This is a genomic window from Rhodanobacter sp. Col0626 (assembly GCF_049994385.1).
GTDB lineage: Bacteria > Pseudomonadota > Gammaproteobacteria > Xanthomonadales > Rhodanobacteraceae > Rhodanobacter.
Window position 1 is genome coordinate 946,545 of sequence record NZ_CP188260.1, and the last position, 15,238, is coordinate 961,782.

The 15,238-nt window shown below is 65.9% G+C and carries 13 protein-coding genes; 12 read left to right on the top strand and 1 reads right to left on the bottom strand.

The window, feature by feature from the left end; genetic code table 11:
• The first annotated feature begins 22 nt into the window (after nucleotides 1–22).
• The 3 genes from ubiH to ACPPVV_RS03930 are packed head-to-tail and all read left to right on the top strand — an operon-like array spanning nucleotide 23 to nucleotide 3,314.
• On the top strand, nucleotides 23–1,252 hold the full coding sequence (gene ubiH / locus ACPPVV_RS03920) for a 2-octaprenyl-6-methoxyphenyl hydroxylase (protein WP_426702170.1): 1,230 nt from the start codon (nucleotides 23–25) through the stop codon (nucleotides 1,250–1,252).
• Entirely contained in the window at nucleotides 1,249–2,460 is a 1,212-nt protein-coding gene (locus ACPPVV_RS03925; protein WP_426702171.1) for a UbiH/UbiF/VisC/COQ6 family ubiquinone biosynthesis hydroxylase, read from the top strand. Before ubiH ends, ACPPVV_RS03925 begins: the two co-directional genes overlap by 4 nt.
• Before the next feature lie 59 nt (nucleotides 2,461–2,519).
• Nucleotides 2,520–3,314 (top strand): dienelactone hydrolase family protein, encoded by a 795-nt coding sequence (locus tag ACPPVV_RS03930; RefSeq protein ID WP_426702172.1) that lies wholly within the window; start codon nucleotides 2,520–2,522, stop codon nucleotides 3,312–3,314.
• A gap of 107 nt (nucleotides 3,315–3,421) precedes the next feature.
• Here the strand turns inward: ACPPVV_RS03930 and ACPPVV_RS03935 are convergent, their stop codons facing one another.
• A complete protein-coding gene (locus ACPPVV_RS03935; RefSeq protein ID WP_426702173.1) occupies nucleotides 3,422–4,423 on the bottom strand; it encodes a polyprenyl synthetase family protein in 1,002 nt (333 codons plus the stop codon).
• Between the two features lie 369 nt (nucleotides 4,424–4,792).
• On the opposite strand from ACPPVV_RS03935, the gene ACPPVV_RS03940 reads away from it, so the two are divergent.
• The 9 genes from ACPPVV_RS03940 (at nucleotide 4,793) to ACPPVV_RS03980 (ending at nucleotide 15,153) form a co-directional block, all read left to right on the top strand.
• Nucleotides 4,793–5,776, top strand: coding sequence for a VTT domain-containing protein (locus tag ACPPVV_RS03940; protein WP_426702174.1), 984 nt, complete (start codon nucleotides 4,793–4,795; stop codon nucleotides 5,774–5,776).
• 255 nt (nucleotides 5,777–6,031) lie between these two features.
• The gene (gene kdpF, locus ACPPVV_RS03945; protein ID WP_426702175.1) at nucleotides 6,032–6,124 is read left to right on the top strand and encodes a K(+)-transporting ATPase subunit F; all 93 of its coding nucleotides are present in this window, start codon (nucleotides 6,032–6,034) and stop codon (nucleotides 6,122–6,124) included.
• Nucleotides 6,121–7,905 (top strand): potassium-transporting ATPase subunit KdpA, encoded by a 1,785-nt coding sequence (kdpA, locus tag ACPPVV_RS03950; RefSeq protein ID WP_426702176.1) that lies wholly within the window; start codon nucleotides 6,121–6,123, stop codon nucleotides 7,903–7,905. The genes kdpF and kdpA overlap by 4 nt, the downstream gene beginning before the upstream one ends.
• Nucleotides 7,906–7,909: 4 nt before the next feature.
• Complete coding sequence (gene kdpB, locus ACPPVV_RS03955; protein WP_426702177.1) at nucleotides 7,910–9,997, top strand: potassium-transporting ATPase subunit KdpB; 2,088 nt, start codon at nucleotides 7,910–7,912, stop codon at nucleotides 9,995–9,997.
• An 11-nt stretch (nucleotides 9,998–10,008) separates the two neighbouring features.
• The gene (locus ACPPVV_RS03960; RefSeq protein WP_426702178.1) at nucleotides 10,009–10,221 is read left to right on the top strand and encodes a hypothetical protein; all 213 of its coding nucleotides are present in this window, start codon (nucleotides 10,009–10,011) and stop codon (nucleotides 10,219–10,221) included.
• 63 nt (nucleotides 10,222–10,284) lie between these two features.
• Complete coding sequence (locus ACPPVV_RS03965) at nucleotides 10,285–11,097, top strand: TorF family putative porin (protein WP_426702179.1); 813 nt, start codon at nucleotides 10,285–10,287, stop codon at nucleotides 11,095–11,097.
• A 76-nt stretch (nucleotides 11,098–11,173) separates the two neighbouring features.
• Nucleotides 11,174–11,758 (top strand): potassium-transporting ATPase subunit KdpC, encoded by a 585-nt coding sequence (kdpC, locus tag ACPPVV_RS03970; protein WP_426702180.1) that lies wholly within the window; start codon nucleotides 11,174–11,176, stop codon nucleotides 11,756–11,758.
• 39 nt (nucleotides 11,759–11,797) lie between these two features.
• Nucleotides 11,798–14,464, top strand: a complete 2,667-nt coding sequence (locus ACPPVV_RS03975; protein ID WP_426702181.1) for an ATP-binding protein — start codon at nucleotides 11,798–11,800, stop codon at nucleotides 14,462–14,464.
• Nucleotides 14,461–15,153, top strand: coding sequence for a response regulator (locus tag ACPPVV_RS03980; RefSeq protein ID WP_426702182.1), 693 nt, complete (start codon nucleotides 14,461–14,463; stop codon nucleotides 15,151–15,153). The genes ACPPVV_RS03975 and ACPPVV_RS03980 overlap by 4 nt, the downstream gene beginning before the upstream one ends.
• The last annotated feature ends 85 nt before the right edge of the window (nucleotides 15,154–15,238 follow it).

Sequence of the window (15,238 nt, forward strand, 5' to 3'; positions counted from 1 at the left end):
CTCCAGCGCGTATCATCGGTGCATGAATGTCCCCGGATCCCCCGCCATGCATGAGTCTGGCGTATTGATTGTCGGCGGAGGCCTGGTCGGCGCCAGCCTGGCGATCGCGCTGGACGCCGCAGGCATCGCCGCCACCCTGGTCGAAACCGCGGTGCCGCGCGCCGATGCCCAGCCCAGCTACGACGAACGCAACCTGGCACTGGCGCGCGCCACCGTCAACGGCCTCGATGCCATCGGGGTATGGCGGCATGCCGCCGCACGCGCCACGGCGATCCGGCACATCCATGTCAGCCGCGCGGGCGAATTCGGCAGTGCGCGCATCGATGCGGACAAGCAGGGCGTCGGTGCGCTCGGCTGGACGCTGCCGGCTCGTGAACTCGGCGCGGCGCTGCTGCGTCGGCTGGATGAATGCACATGGCTGACCCGGTTGGCGCCGGCCACGTTGTCCGCCTTGCAGCCGCTGGCCGACGGCTGGCGCGCGCACATCAACACGCCCGATGGCGTGCGCAGCGTCGATACGCCGCTGCTGGTGGGTGCTGACGGCACCGCTTCGTTTGTGCGTGCGCAACTCGGCATCGACGCCGAACGGCATGATTATCGGCAGACCTTGTTCGTCTGCACGGTCACGCCCGAGCGCGATCACGCCAACCGCGCCTACGAGCGCTTCGCCGACGAAGGCCCGATCGCGCTGCTGCCGCTGGCCGAACGTCGCTGCGGGCTGGTGCTCACCGTGGCCGCCGACGAGGCGGATGCAGTCGCCGCGCTGGACGACGCCGGTTTCATCGACATGGCGCAGCAACGTTTCGGTTGGCGGCTGGGCCGGCTGGCGCGGCCGGGCAAGCGTCATCCGTACGCGATCCACCGGGTCGCCGCCACCCGGCTGACCGCGCCACGCGCGGTGCTGGTCGGCAATGCCGCGCAGACGGTGCACCCGATCGGCGCGCAGGGTTTCAATCTGGGCCTGCGCGATGCGCTGACCCTGGCCGAGTTGGTGGCGGCGTCCGGCGATCCCGGCGACGCCGACCTGCTGAAGCGCTATGCCGCACGTCGGGCGCTCGATCGCGAAGGCACTATGGCCATGAGCCATGGCCTGGTACGACTGGCCTGCCTGCCGCAGCCGCTGTTGGCACCGCTGCGAACGCTCGCCCTGCTGGCTTGCGACCGTGTACCACCGCTGCAGCGCGCACTGGCGCGGCGCGGCATGGGCTTTCGTGGGGAGCCGCCGTTGGCGGTGCTGGAGCGGCTGCCATGAACACATCGATACAGGACGCCTCGATCCGTCGCCGGGCACCAACATTGGACGTCGCCGTGGTGGGCGGGGGCATGGTTGGCGCGGCTGCCGCACTGGCGTTCGCTCGTGCAGGTCTCAGCACTGCGCTGCTGGAGGTGCGCGCGCCGGCGGCATGGAACCCCGAGGCCGAGTTGGATCTGCGCGTGGTCGGCCTGGCGCCATCGTCGCTGGCGCTGCTCGATGAAATGGACGTCTGGACGTCCATACGCCAGGCGCGCTACGGCCCGTATGCGCACATGCACGTATGGGATGCGGAAAGTGGTGCGGCGATCCACTTCGATGCTGCGGCCGAAGGGCACGATCGGCTCGGTTACATCGTCGAAAACAGTCTGGTGCAATGGACGTTGTGGCAGGCGCTGGAAGCGGCTGGTGTGCATCGGTTGTGCCCGGCCGAGGTGAAAGGTTTCGAGGCACGCGAGGATCGCATCCAACTGGAGCTGGCCGATGGCGCGACGCTGGCCGCCAGCCTGCTGGTGGCTGCCGATGGCGCGGCATCGCCGCTGCGCCAGCTGGCCGGCATTGGCACACGCGGTCGCGACTATGCACAACGGGCGGTGGTGGCGCACGTCACCACCGAACAGCCGCATGAAGAAACCGCGTGGCAACGTTTTTTGCCGAGCGGGCCGCTGGCCTTGCTGCCACTGGCCGATGGCCGTAGTTCGATCGTGTGGTCGTTGCCCGAAGCCGACGCGCAGCGTGTGATGGCGCTGGATGATCGGACCTTCCTCGACGAACTTGGCCTGGCCAGTGATTTCCGGCTGGGTCGGATCGTCGCCAGCACGCCGCGCGCCGCGTTCCCCCTGAAACTGCAATTGGCCGAACGTTACCAGGCCGAGCGCTTCGTGTTGCTGGGCGATGCCGCGCACGCGGTGCATCCGCTGGCCGGGCAAGGGGTCAACCTGGGCCTGCGCGACGTGGCCGAACTGCGCGATACCCTGGTCGCCGCACGCAATGCCGGTCGTGACATCGGTGCGTCGCATGTGCTGCGCCGTTACGCGCGCCGGCGACGCAGTGCCGATACGCTGGATGCATTGAGCTTTGACGCACTGGCCCGCGTCTACGCCTGGCAGTCGCCTGCGCTGGTCGCCGCGCGCGGCGTTGGCGTACGCATCCTGGATCGTCTTGCCCCGTTGAAGCGGCGACTCTCGGAGCACGCCGCCGGGCTCTGAACTTTGCTCCTTCCCTGAGAGCCAGGGAGGAAACTTTTAAATCCACCGGAGGATTGATCATGCGTATGGCCCGACTTTGCTGTCTGCTGTTGCTTGCCGGTTCGAGTTTCGCCGTGCAGGCGAAGATGGTGCACCGCCCGATCGAATGGACGCAGGACGGTACGCGTTTCCACAGCGTGCTGGTGTACGACGACGCATCGAGTGCAAAGCGCCCCGGTCTGGTGATGGTGCCGAACTGGTATGGCGTCAACGACGCAGCCGTGCAGAAGGCCGAGATGATTGCCGGCAAGGATTACGTGATCCTGCTTACCGACATGTACGGTGCCAGTGTGCGTCCGAAACAGGGCAGCGCGGAGCAGGCCCAGGCGGCGGTGAAGCCGTTGTATGGCGATCGGTCGCTCATGCGCAAACGCGTGAATGAGGCGTTGGTGCAGCTGAAGGCGCAGGCGGGCCACGCGCCGCTCGATGTCTCCAAGCTGGCTGCCATCGGTTTCTGCTTCGGCGGTTCGGCGGTGCTGGATCTGGCGCGCAGCGGTGCCGAACTCGCTGCGGTGGTGTCGTTCCATGGCGGCCTCGACACCGACAACCCGGCGTTGGCGAAGCACATCAAGGCGCGCGTACTGGCGATGAACGGTGCCGACGACAAGGGCACCATGCCGGATGCGGACAAGTTCATGGATGAAATGCGCGCCAGTCCGGCGGACTGGCAGTTCGTGGTGATCGGCAATGCGGTGCATTGCTTTACCGAGGTTGGCGAGAATTCGGCGGGCTGCCGCTACGACCAGCGCGCCGCAACGCGAAGCTATCGACTGATGCGCGACTGGCTGCGCGCGGCATTCGCCGGCACGCCATAACGGAAAGCACCCTTTGCCGTAGGAGCCCGCTGGCGGGCGATGCTCTTCGAGCACGAAGACCGTGGAGCATCGCCCGCCAGCGGGCTCCTACATAACCGCAGACGGTTTCAGAACGTGCGTTGCACCGAGTAGTCGGCCAGCGTCGCCAGCGCATCGCGATAGACCGACGCCGGAAGTGCATCCAGTGCATCGCGAGCTATCTGCGCATGGGCCAGGGCACGGTCACGGGTGCGCTCCAGCGCGCCCGAATCACGGATCGAGGCGATGATGCGGTCGAGCGAGTCGAGGCCGCCGTGTTCGATGGCGTGGCGCAACGACTGCGCCTGCTCCGGACTGGCTTTTTCCAGTGCGTAGATCAACGGCAGGGTTGGCTTGCCCTCGGCCAGGTCGTCGCCGATGTTCTTGCCCAGCGTGCCGGGATCGGAGATGTAGTCCAGCAGATCGTCAGCGATCTGGAAGGCATAGCCAAGTTCCATGCCGTAGCGGCGCAACGCCGCCACCTGATCTTCCGGCAGGCCGCCGAGGATGCCACCGAGTTCGGTCGCGGCGGCGAACAGCACGGCGGTCTTGCGCTCGATCACCGCCAGGTAGGCCGCTTCGCTCACGTCGGCGTTGCCGATGTTGAGCAGTTGCAGCACTTCGCCCTCGGCAATGGTGTTGGTGGTGTCGGCGAGGATGCGCATGATGCGCATGTCGTCCAGTTCCACCATCAGCTGGAACGAGCGCGAATAGAGGAAATCGCCGACCAGCACGCTGGCAGCATTGCCCCACAGCGCGTTGGCAGTCTTGCGGCCGCGGCGCAGGTCGGATTCGTCGACCACGTCGTCGTGCAGCAAGGTGGAGGTGTGGATGAATTCGATGATCGCGGCGAGCTTGGTATGGTGCTCGCCGCGATAACCGGCAGCGCCGGCAGCCAGCACGTGCAGCATCGGACGCAGGCGCTTGCCGCCGCTGGCGATGATGTGGTCGGCGATCTGGTTGATCAGCACCACGTCGGAAGACAGTCGCTGTCGGATCAGCGCATCGACGCGCGCCATGTCGGGGGCAGCGAGGTCGCGCACGTGAGCGAAGTCGGCGGGGTGGGGGGCGTCGGCGGGCATCAAATTCATGGAAGATTCACAGCGGCGTAGAACCCGATTATAGGGGTAGCGCGTATTCACGCCGCGACATGCCGCCGCAAACTTCCATGCGGGGGCGACCTTATAACGCCGCCCTGCATGGCCGCGACCGGCCAGTCGCGGGCGCCTTCGTCGGAAGTACCTTCGGTGGCATCGCGCCGGGCGGCTCGGCCCTCACGGGATCTTCGTCTGCGCCGCGGCCGCGCCTCTGCTGTGGTTTCCGCTGGTGGCTGGCTTGCGCCGGATCTCCCATGCGGGGTTCGCGGAAGCGCTGCCGGCCTGGGGATTTGCAATGGGCGGGTGGCGGCCCAATCATGGGCACCTGCGGCGTCGCCGCATCATGTATCGAGTACCACGGCGATGGCCCATGAAATCATCGCGCTGATTGCGCAATACGGTGTGCTGCTGGTGTTCCTCAACGTATTGGTGGAACAGGCCGGCGTGCCGGTGCCGGCGGTACCGACGCTGGTGGTGGCCGGCGCGTTGGCAGCAACCGACAGGTTGCCGGTCGCCGGGGTGGTGCTGGCAGCGGTGCTGGCGTGCCTGCTCAGTGACCTGGCCTGGTACTGGGCCGGCCGGCGCTTTGGTTCCACCGTGATGCGCATGATCTGCCGTATTTCGCTGTCGCCCGACTCCTGCGTGAAGCAATCCGAGTTGCGCTTCCATCGTTGGCGCGGGCGCGTCCTGCTGATCGCCAAGTTCGTGCCGGGACTGTCGACGGTGGCGCCGCCGCTGGTCGGCGCGATGGGTCTGCGCACGCCCACATTCCTGTTGCTCGATGGGCTCGGCTCGCTGCTGTGGGCGGGCATCGCGGTGGGGCTCGGCTACGTGTTTGCCGCGCAGATCGATGTGCTGCTGGCGGCGTTGGCCAGCGCGGGCACGGTGGCATTCGAACTGGTGCTGATCCTGCTGGCGCTGTATATCGCAGCCAAGTGGTGGCAACGCCGGCGGCTGCTGGTGGCCTTGCGCATGGCGCGCATCACGGTGGACGAGTTGAACCGGTTCATCGCCGATGGACAGACGCCGGTGGTGGTCGACGTACGTTCGCAGGCCGCGCGCCTGCTCGATACGAGGATCATCCCTGGCGCCTTGTTGGCCGACCTGGACAGCGTCGACCGGGTCTTGCTCGGCATACCGCCGGATCGCGAGCTGGTGATCTATTGCAGCTGCCCGAACGAAGTTTCCGCCGCCAAGGCGGCCAAGCTGCTGATGGCGCTTGGCTATCGTCACGTGCGCCCGCTGCTGGGTGGACTCGATGCATGGGATGCGGCGGGTTACACGATCGAGCGGCTGGCAGCGGATGCCGCCGAGAGCGGCGACGACCGGCTGCACATGACGGCCTGATCGCCGGGCCACGCGCGGCGCCTGGAAATCTTTACGCGTTCTATACGCGCAGCGGCCAAATCGCTACCCCGTTCTTATACGGCACTTCCTACAGTGCGCGTCGTCCTTTCCCTGAGGCGGCGCCGATGGATTTCGTCTACCTGCTGTTTCTGCTTGTGCTGTGCGCGGCGGCGCTCGGCTTCCTGCTGATCTGCGATCGGCTCAACCCGCGCAAGTAACCCGCGCCATTTCCCCTGCCTGCATGGGTGTCCCGTCATGAATGTCCTCTATCTCCTCGCCGCGCTGATCGCTGTGGCCCTTGCCGGCTACCTGTGCGTGGCCCTGCTCAAGCCGGAGTGGTTCGAATGACCACGAATGATTTTCTACAGGTCGGCCTGTTCCTGGCCGTGTTGCTGTTGCTGGTGAAACCGGTCGGCAGCTACATGGCGCTGGTGTTCGCCGATGCGCCCAATCGCGTCACCCGCTTCGGTGGCCGCGTGGAGCGCGGCATCTATCGTCTGTGCGGCATCAGTCCGGTTGAAGGCATGGGCTGGAAGCGCTACGCGCTGGCGATGCTGCTGTTCAACGTGCTCGGCGTGCTGGCTGTGTATGTGCTGCAGCGCGTGCAGCCATGGTTGCCGCTGAACTCGCAGCATTTCGCCGCGGTGTCGCCCGACTCGGCGATGAACACCGCAATCAGCTTCGCCACCAATACCAACTGGCAGGGTTACGCCGGCGAATCGACGATGAGCTACCTGACCCAGATGCTGGGCCTGGCGGTGCAGAACTTCCTTTCGGCGGCGACCGGCATCGCGGTGCTGGTGGCGGTGGTGCGGGGCTTCAGCCGGCGCAGCGCGCTCCGTATCGGAAACTTCTGGGTCGACCTCACGCGCAGCACGCTGTACGTGCTGGTACCGCTGTCGCTGCTGATGACCTTGCTGCTGGTGTCGCAGGGCGTGGTGCAGAACTTCAAATCGTACGTCGACGTACCGGTGCTGCAGGCCAGTAGTTACACCGAGACGGTGAAGGATACGGCGGGTCATGACCTGACCCGCGACGTCGCGGCCACCACGCAGACGTTGCCGATGGGTCCGGCGGCCTCCCAGATCGCGATCAAGATGCTCGGCACCAACGGTGGCGGCTTCTTCAACGCGAACTCCGCGCATCCGTACGAGAACCCCACGCCGTTCTCCAACTTCATCGAGATGCTGGCCATCCTGCTGATCCCCGGCGGCCTGTGCGTGATGTTCGGACGAATGGTCGGCGACCGGCGCCAGGGCTGGGCGATCCTCGCCACCATGCTGCTGATCTTCATACCGCTGACGATCGGCCTGGTCGCCGCGGAGCAGGCCGGCAATCCGGCGTTGCACGGGTTGGCGGTGGATGCGCACGGCTCGGCGCTGCAGGCCGGCGGCAACATGGAGGGCAAGGAAACGCGCTTCGGCATCGTCTCGTCCAGCCTGTTCGCGGCGATCACCACGGCTGCCTCGTGCGGTGCGGTGAATGCAATGCACGATTCGCTGACCCCGCTGGGCGGCCTGGTGCCGATGTGGCTGATGCAACTGGGCGAGGTGATCTTCGGCGGTGTCGGCTCAGGCCTGTATGGCATGCTCGCGTTTGCGGTGGTTGCGGTGTTCATTGCCGGGCTGATGGTCGGCCGCACGCCGGAATACCTCGGCAAGAAGATCGAAGCCCACGAGATGAAGATGGCCAGCCTCGCGGTGTTGCTGCCGTGCGCGCTGGTGGTTATCTGCACCGCGATTGCCGTGATGACGCCAGCCGGCGTGGCGGGTGTCGCGAATCCCGGTGCACACGGTTTCAGCGAGATGCTTTACGCGGTCAGCTCGGCCTCCAACAACAACGGCAGCGCGTTTGGCGGACTCTCGGCCAACACGCCGTTCTGGAACTTACTGCTGGGTTTGTGCATGTTCTTCGCACGCTTCCCGCTCGCCATCGCGATGCTGGCGATGGCCGGTTCGCTGGCCGCCAAGCGATACGTGCCCGAATCCGCCGGCACGCTGCCTACGCACACGCCGCTGTTCGTCACGCTGCTGGCCTGCGTGGTGATCGTGATCGGCGCACTTACCTTCCTGCCGGCACTGGCTCTGGGGCCGATCGCCGAGCAACTCATGTCCACCATGGGGCATTGATCCAATGACTTCGCAAACCCACGCAGCGAGCGCTGATTCCATCAGGAATTTCAATCGCGAGCTGATTCTCGCGGCCATGGCCGATTCGTTCCGCAAGTTGTCGCCGCGGCTGCAGTTCCGCAACCCGGTGATGTTCGTGGTGTTCGTCTGCAGCGTGCTGACCAGCTTGCTGTGGGTGCAGGCGCTCGCGGGACACGGCGAGGCACCCACCGGCTTCATCTTCTGGGTCAGCCTGTGGCTGTGGTTCACCCTGCTGTTCGCGAACTTCGCCGAGGCGCTGGCGGAAGGCCGCGGCAAGGCGCAGGCCGATGCGCTGCGCAGTTCGCGCAAGGACGTACTGGCGAAGAAGCTGGCGTCGGCCGATCGTCACGCAGCGATCACCTTCACGCCATCCAGCGAGCTGCGCACCGGACATCACGTGTTGGTCGAGGCGGGTGAGCAGCTGCCCGGCGACGGCGAGGTGGTGTCCGGTGCAGCCAGCGTGGATGAGAGCGCGATCACCGGCGAATCCGCGCCGGTGATCCGCGAATCCGGTGGCGACCGCAGCGCGGTCACCGGCGGCACCCGCGTGCTGTCGGACTGGCTGGTGGTGCGCATCACCAGCAATCCGGGCGAAAGCTTCCTCGACCGCATGATTGCGATGGTGGAGGGATCCAGGCGTCGCAAGACGCCGAACGAGATCGCGCTGACCATCCTGCTGGCCAAGTTCACCCTGATCTTCCTGCTCGCCTGCGCCACCTTGCTGCCGTATTCGATCTACAGCGTGCAGGTGGCCGGCACGGGTCACCCGATCACGCTGACCGTGCTGATCGCGCTGCTGGTTTGCCTGATCCCCACCACGATCGGAGCGCTGCTGTCGGCGATCGGCATCGCCGGCATGGACCGGATGATCCGCGCCAACGTGATCGCCACCTCCGGTCGTGCGGTCGAGGCTGCCGGTGACGTCGACGTGCTGCTGCTGGACAAGACCGGCACGATCACTTTGGGCAACCGTCAGGCAGTGGCGTTCTATCCGGCGCCGGGCATCGAAGAAAGCATTCTTGCCGAAGCCGCGCAGCTCGCGTCGCTGGCCGACGAGACCCCGGAAGGGCGCAGCATCGTGGTGCTGGGCAAGGACAAGTTCGGCCTGCGCGAGCAGCAGCCCGAAGCGATGCATGCGCAGTTCGTGCCGTTCACCGCGCAGACGCGCATGAGCGGCGTGGACCTCGGTACGCGGAAGATCCGCAAGGGCGCACTGGATGCGGTGGAGAAACACCTGGAAGCGCAGAACAGCCACCTGCCGCCGCTGGTCAAGCGCATGGCCGAGGACATCGCCCGTCGCGGCGCCACGCCGCTGATCGTCACCGAAGGCGCCCGGGCGCTGGGCGTGATCGAGCTGAAGGACATCGTCAAGAACGGTATCAAGGAGCGCTTCGCCGAGATGCGCAAGATGGGCATCAAGACCATCATGATCACTGGTGACAACCCGCTCACCGCCGCGGCGATCGCGGCCGAGGCCGGCGTCGATGATTTTCTCGCCGAGGCCACGCCCGAGGCGAAACTCAAGCTGATCCGCGACATCCAGGCCGAGAACCGGCTGGTCGCAATGTGCGGCGACGGCACCAACGATGCGCCGGCACTGGCCCAGGCCGACGTGGCGGTGGCGATGAACACCGGCACCCAGGCGGCGAAAGAAGCCGGCAACATGGTCGACCTCGATTCCAATCCGACCAAGCTGATCGAGGTGGTGGAAATCGGAAAGCAGATGCTGATCACTCGCGGCGCGCTGACCACGTTCTCGATTTCCAACGACATTGCCAAATACTTCGCGATCATCCCGGCCGCGTTCGCCACCACCTATCCCGCGCTGAATACGCTCAACGTGATGCATTTGGCGACGCCGCGGAGCGCGATCCTGTCGGCGGTGATCTTCAACGCGCTGATTATCATCTTTCTGATTCCGCTGGCGCTGAAGGGCGTGAAGTACCGCGCGCTCGGTGCCGGTGCGCTGCTGCGCCGCAACCTGCTGGTCTACGGCTTGGGCGGCATCGTGGTGCCGTTCCTCGGCATCAAGCTCATCGACATGTTGCTGGTCCTTTGCGGGCTGGCCTGAGGAATTGTGTCATGCAAACCCTGAAAATATCCGTATCGCTGGCTGATGAAACCCATCCCGACATTGCATTGCGGCTGTCGGCCAACGATTCGGACTGCGACGTGGTGATCGCGCTGCCGCCACGCCCGCGCAACGCGCCGGTCGTTGTTGCCGAGCCCGGTTCCAACGATGCGGCAAGCGCAGCCGACGAGGACTACGTGCTCGGCGGTTACGCCGGTATCTGAGTCCGCTATTCCCCTATCCACACGATGCGTCGCCCACGACAGGGGCGAGGCCGGAGTTTCCCCATGAAGTTGCGTTACCTCGCTGCCGCGACAGCATTCCTCTCCCTCGGCTGCGCCCCGGTCGTGCGCGCCGATGACGCATCGGCCGGCCCGGTCACAGGCAATGTCGCGGTGACCTCCGATTACATGTTCCGCGGCCTTACCCAGAGCTGGGGCCATCCGGCGATCCAGAGCGGCGCCGACTATGCGAACCCGAACGGTTTTGCCGCCGGTTTCTGGGGTTCGAGCATCAGCGAGCGGAGCTATCCCGGTGGTGCGATGGAGCTTGACCTGTATGCCAGTTACGGCCGGGCGATCAACAGCGACTGGTCGTGGCGCGCCGGCATCTATGGCTATGTCTATCCCGGCGCCAATCTCGATCAGGCCGGGCTACCCTCGCGTTCGCTGAACACTGCCGAGGCCAATGTCGCGCTGAGCTGGAAGCTGTTCACGCTGAAGTACAACCGTTCGCTCACCGATTATTTCGGCGTCGACGTCGAGCAGGGCTACCGCAGTGATTCGACGGGCACGGGCTATCTGCAGCTGGACGCCACGTTTCCGCTGGACGACGCCTGGAGCTTGGCGTTGCACGCAGGCCAAACGCGCTACACCACCACGTTGATGACACCGCTGGCCAACGGTGCGCACGATCCCGGCTACAGCGATTTCGGCGCCACGTTGAAGTATCAGATGGCTGCGCATTGGTCGCTGAGCGCGGGCGTCACCTACGCCACCAACGCGGACTTCTACCGCCGCACGTCCAGCTTTCTCGATGCCGGCGACACGCGCAACGTCGGCGGTTCGCGCGGTTTCGTGATGCTGCAAGGAAGTTTTTGATGCGATCGATCCCTGATCGCGAGAGCAACAAGCGGCCATACATGGCCGCACTTCTCAAAAAGAGCAAAGCAAACCCATGAGCAAATTATTGCGTCAATCTCTCTCCCTGTTTCTGATGATGACAGTCATCACTGGCGTGCTCTATCCATTAGCCGCCACCGGGCTGGCCAAGCTGTTCTTTCCGCAACAGGCCAACGGCGGTCTTATCGTGAAGGACGGGCAGTCGGTTGGCTCGGTGCTGATCGGCCAATCGTTCACCGCGCCAGAGTATTTCTGGGGGAGGCCGTCGGCGACCGCGCCGAATGCGTACAACGCCAGTGCCTCGTCGGGTTCGAATCTGGGTCCAACCAACCCGGCACTGACCGATGCGGTGAAACAGCGCATCGCCGCGCTGCGGTCGATCGATCCGGGCAACACCGCACCGGTGCCGGTGGATCTGGTCACCGCCTCGGGTAGTGGCCTTGATCCGGAGATCAGCCCCGCCGCGGCGCAGTACCAGCTGGCACGCGTGGCGAAGGCACGCGGGCTCAGCACCGACCAGGTTCAGGCGCTGGTGAACGAATATACCAGCGGTCGCCAGTTCGGCGTGCTCGGCGAGGCGCGGGTCAATGTGCTGCAACTCAACCTTGCGCTGGACACGCCGCAGACGCATGGCACCTGATCGCGCTAACGTAGTGCCATTCACCGGGACGACCCGCGAATGACCGAACCTTCCCGCGAAGCACGTGCCGATGCCTTGCTCAGCACCGGGCACGACGAGCGCACTCTTCGGCTGAAGATCTTTCTCGGCGCCGCCCCCGGCGTCGGCAAGACCTACGCGATGCTTTCCGCTGCGCGCGAACTGAAGCGGCAGGGGGTGGATGTGGTGGTCGGCCTGGTCGAGACGCATGGTCGTGCCGAAACCGCCACGCTGCTTGAAGGCATGGAGGTGCTGCCGCGTCGTGCCGTGCGCTACCACGATCGCGATTTCACTGAATTCGATCTGGACGCCGCGCTGGCGCGAAAGCCGGCAGTGCTGCTGGTCGATGAGCTTGCCCATCGCAACCTGCACGGGGGTCGGCACGAGCGGCGCTGGCAGGACATCGCCGAGCTGCTCGATGCCGGTATCGAGGTGTACAGCGCGCTCAACGTGCAGCACCTGGAAAGCCTCAACGATCAGGTGCGGCGGATCACCGGCGTCACCGTTCGCGAAACCGTACCGGACGTATTCCTCGGCCGTGCGCGTGACATCGTGCTGGTCGACCTGCCGCCGCGCGAGCTTATCGTGCGACTGAAGCAGGGCAAGGTTTACGTGCCGGAGACGGCCGCCGCCGCACTCAACGCGTTCTTCTCGCCGACCAATCTGGCCGCGTTGCGCGAGCTGGCGGTGGAGACCATTGCCGAGCATGTCGACAGCGACCTGCGCGAGCACATGCTGGCGCGCGGCAGCGCGATGCCGGTGCGTCGCCGCGTGCTGGCAGCGATAGACGGGCATGCGCAAAGCGAATACCTGGTACGCGTGGCACGCCGCATCGCCGAGCGTCGTGGTGCGCCGTGGAGTGTGGCTTTCGTCGATACCGGCAGTCAGCTGGATCCGACGCGCCGCGAGCAGCGAGATGCGGCGATGCGACTGGCGCGCCGGCTCGGCGGTGAAACGATCATCCTGCGCGGTCACGCGATTGCCGACGAACTGCTGGCGCACGCGGATCGCGAAGGCGTTGGTCAGATCATCCTCGGCCGCACCCGTGAGCGCATCGTGGCGCGCATGCTGGGCCGCTCGCTGACCCAGTTGCTGCTGCGCCGTGGCGCGCACATGGAGCTGACGATTATCGCCACGCCAGGCGAACGCGCGAAGGCGCGGCGCCGCTTGCGACTGCCATCCGGGCGTGGTTCGCGCGGCGAATACCTCTACGCCACACTCGCCACGCTTGTTGCGTTCGGCCTGTCGTTCATTGCCGATCACTATCTTTCAGTGGCGAACCTTTCGCTGATCTTCATCACCGCGGTGCTTGTGGTGGCGGTACGAACGCGCATGACGGTGGCCGTCTATACGGCTGTCATGTGTTTCCTTGGCTACAATTTTTTCTTTGCGCCGCCGCGTTATACCTTGGCGATCTCCAGCCTCGACGATGTGCTGGCGGTGACCTTGTTCCTGCTGGCGGCGCTGGTCTGCAGCCGCCTTGCCACGCGCCTGGCCAGCCAAGTGGAGTCGTTGCGAAGCTCGCACGTGCAGGCCCGCGCGTTGCTCATGCTGGGTCAGCAGCTGACCGCCAGCGCCGATGCTGGCGGTATCCGCGATGCTGGCAGCAAGGCGCTGGCGCATGCGCTGCGTTGCGATGCGGCCATCCTCGCCCGTGACGCGGAGCAGGTGCTGCGCGTGGTGGGGAGCGTGTCGCCCGAGCGCGCGCTGTCCGCGCAGGATTTGGCTGCCGCCGACTGGAGCGACCGGCACGGCGAACAGGCCGGTCGCTATACCGACACCCTGAACAGTGCGCCATGCTGGGTGCTGCCGCTGGGCAGCGAGAGCCACCCGCTGGGCGCGGTGGCGCTGCGTTTCGACCCGGCGATCAGCGAGCCCGATCCCGACCAGCGCAGCCTTGCGCTGGCGATGACGCAGGACATCAGCCAAGCGCTGGAGCGCGCGCGGCTGTCGGACGAACTCGAAGGTGCGCGCGTGCAGGGCGAGACCGAGCGCCTGCGCAACGCGCTGCTGTCGTCGGTCTCGCACGACCTGCGCTCCCCACTGGCCTCGATGATCGGCGCCGCGGGCACGCTGATCAGCTACGAGCAGAAACTGCCGCCGGAAGAACGGCGCGAGTTGCTGGAGGCGATCCTCGGCGAAGGCCAGCGGCTGGACCGCTACATCCAGAACCTGCTCGACATGACCCGGCTCGGTCATGGCACGCTGAAACTCAACCGCGACTGGACCGATAGCGCGGAGATCGTCGCGGCGGCGGTGACGCGGCTGCGCAAGCTATTTCCCGATCTGCGCGTGGAGACGGTGGCACCCGGCAAGGCGGTGTTGCTCTATGTGCATCCGGCGCTGATCGAGCAGGCGCTGTTCAACATCCTGGAGAACGCCGCGCGCTTCTCGCCGCCGGACGAAGCCGTGCGGGTGATGGTGCGCAGCACCGGCGAGCGCCTGCTGATCGACGTGAGCGATCGCGGCCCCGGTATTCCGGAAGACGAGCGCGCGCGCATCTTCGACATGTTCTATTCCGTTTCGCGCGGCGACCGCGCGCCGCAGGGCACCGGGCTGGGGCTGGCGATCTGCCGCGGCATGATCGGCGCGCATGGCGGCAGCGTGGAGGCCTTGCCCGGCGACGGCATCGGCACCACCATCCGCATCAGCCTGCCGCTGCCACCACCACCCGACACGAACCCATGACTTCAGCTGCCCCGCGTATCCTGGTAATCGACGACGAGACGCAGATCCGCCGTTTCCTCGATATCGGCCTGCGCGCCGAGGGTTATGGGGTGCTGCTGGCGGCGAATGCGAATGACGGGCTGGCGCTTGCGGCCACGCAATCGCCCGATCTGGTGATTCTCGATATCGGCCTGCCGGATCGCGAAGGCCACGACGTGCTGGCCGAGTTGCGTCAATGGACCCAGGTCCCGGTGCTGATGTTGTCAGTGCGCGATGCGGAAGCGGAAAAGGTGCGCGCGCTCGACCTGGGTGCCAACGATTACGTGACCAAGCCATTCGGCATCCAGGAGCTGATGGCCCGGCTGCGCGCGCTGTTGCGCAACCGCCCTGGCGAGCCGGAGCTGCCGCCGCGCTACGACGACGGCCATCTCGCCGTCGACCTGGCGCGGCGCGAGGTGACCATGGACGGTGAATTGCTGTCGTTGACCCGTAAGGAGTACGCGGTGCTGGACATGCTGCTGCAACACGCTGGCCGAGTGGTCACCCAGCAGCAGCTGCTGCGCGAGATCTGGGGGCCGAGCCACACCAGCGACAGCCAATACCTGCGCATCGTGTTAGGCAAGCTGCGACAGAAGCTAGGCGACGACCCGGCGGCGCCGCGCTGGCTGAAGACGGAGCCGGGCGTGGGCTATCGCTTTATCACGAGCTGACCTCACGTACAGCGAGGCAGGGCTGGCGCTGACGTCGTTCAGGTTTCTGACGTCTATACAGGGCCCGGCCCACGGTTATGATAGC

Excerpts from the sequence above, each read along its gene's own strand:
- ubiH (WP_426702170.1), top strand. The coding sequence starts at position 23 with ATGAATGTCCCCGGATCCCCCGCCATGCATGAGTCTGGCGTATTGATT.
- ACPPVV_RS03925 (WP_426702171.1), top strand. The coding sequence starts at position 1,249 with ATGAACACATCGATACAGGACGCCTCGATCCGTCGCCGGGCACCAACA.
- ACPPVV_RS03930 (WP_426702172.1), top strand. The coding sequence starts at position 2,520 with ATGCGTATGGCCCGACTTTGCTGTCTGCTGTTGCTTGCCGGTTCGAGT.
- ACPPVV_RS03935 (WP_426702173.1), bottom strand. The coding sequence starts at position 4,423 with ATGAATTTGATGCCCGCCGACGCCCCCCACCCCGCCGACTTCGCTCAC.
- ACPPVV_RS03940 (WP_426702174.1), top strand. The coding sequence starts at position 4,793 with ATGGCCCATGAAATCATCGCGCTGATTGCGCAATACGGTGTGCTGCTG.
- kdpF (WP_426702175.1), top strand. The coding sequence starts at position 6,032 with ATGAATGTCCTCTATCTCCTCGCCGCGCTGATCGCTGTGGCCCTTGCC.
- kdpA (WP_426702176.1), top strand. The coding sequence starts at position 6,121 with ATGACCACGAATGATTTTCTACAGGTCGGCCTGTTCCTGGCCGTGTTG.
- kdpB (WP_426702177.1), top strand. The coding sequence starts at position 7,910 with ATGACTTCGCAAACCCACGCAGCGAGCGCTGATTCCATCAGGAATTTC.
- ACPPVV_RS03960 (WP_426702178.1), top strand. The coding sequence starts at position 10,009 with ATGCAAACCCTGAAAATATCCGTATCGCTGGCTGATGAAACCCATCCC.
- ACPPVV_RS03965 (WP_426702179.1), top strand. The coding sequence starts at position 10,285 with ATGAAGTTGCGTTACCTCGCTGCCGCGACAGCATTCCTCTCCCTCGGC.
- kdpC (WP_426702180.1), top strand. The coding sequence starts at position 11,174 with ATGAGCAAATTATTGCGTCAATCTCTCTCCCTGTTTCTGATGATGACA.
- ACPPVV_RS03975 (WP_426702181.1), top strand. The coding sequence starts at position 11,798 with ATGACCGAACCTTCCCGCGAAGCACGTGCCGATGCCTTGCTCAGCACC.
- ACPPVV_RS03980 (WP_426702182.1), top strand. The coding sequence starts at position 14,461 with ATGACTTCAGCTGCCCCGCGTATCCTGGTAATCGACGACGAGACGCAG.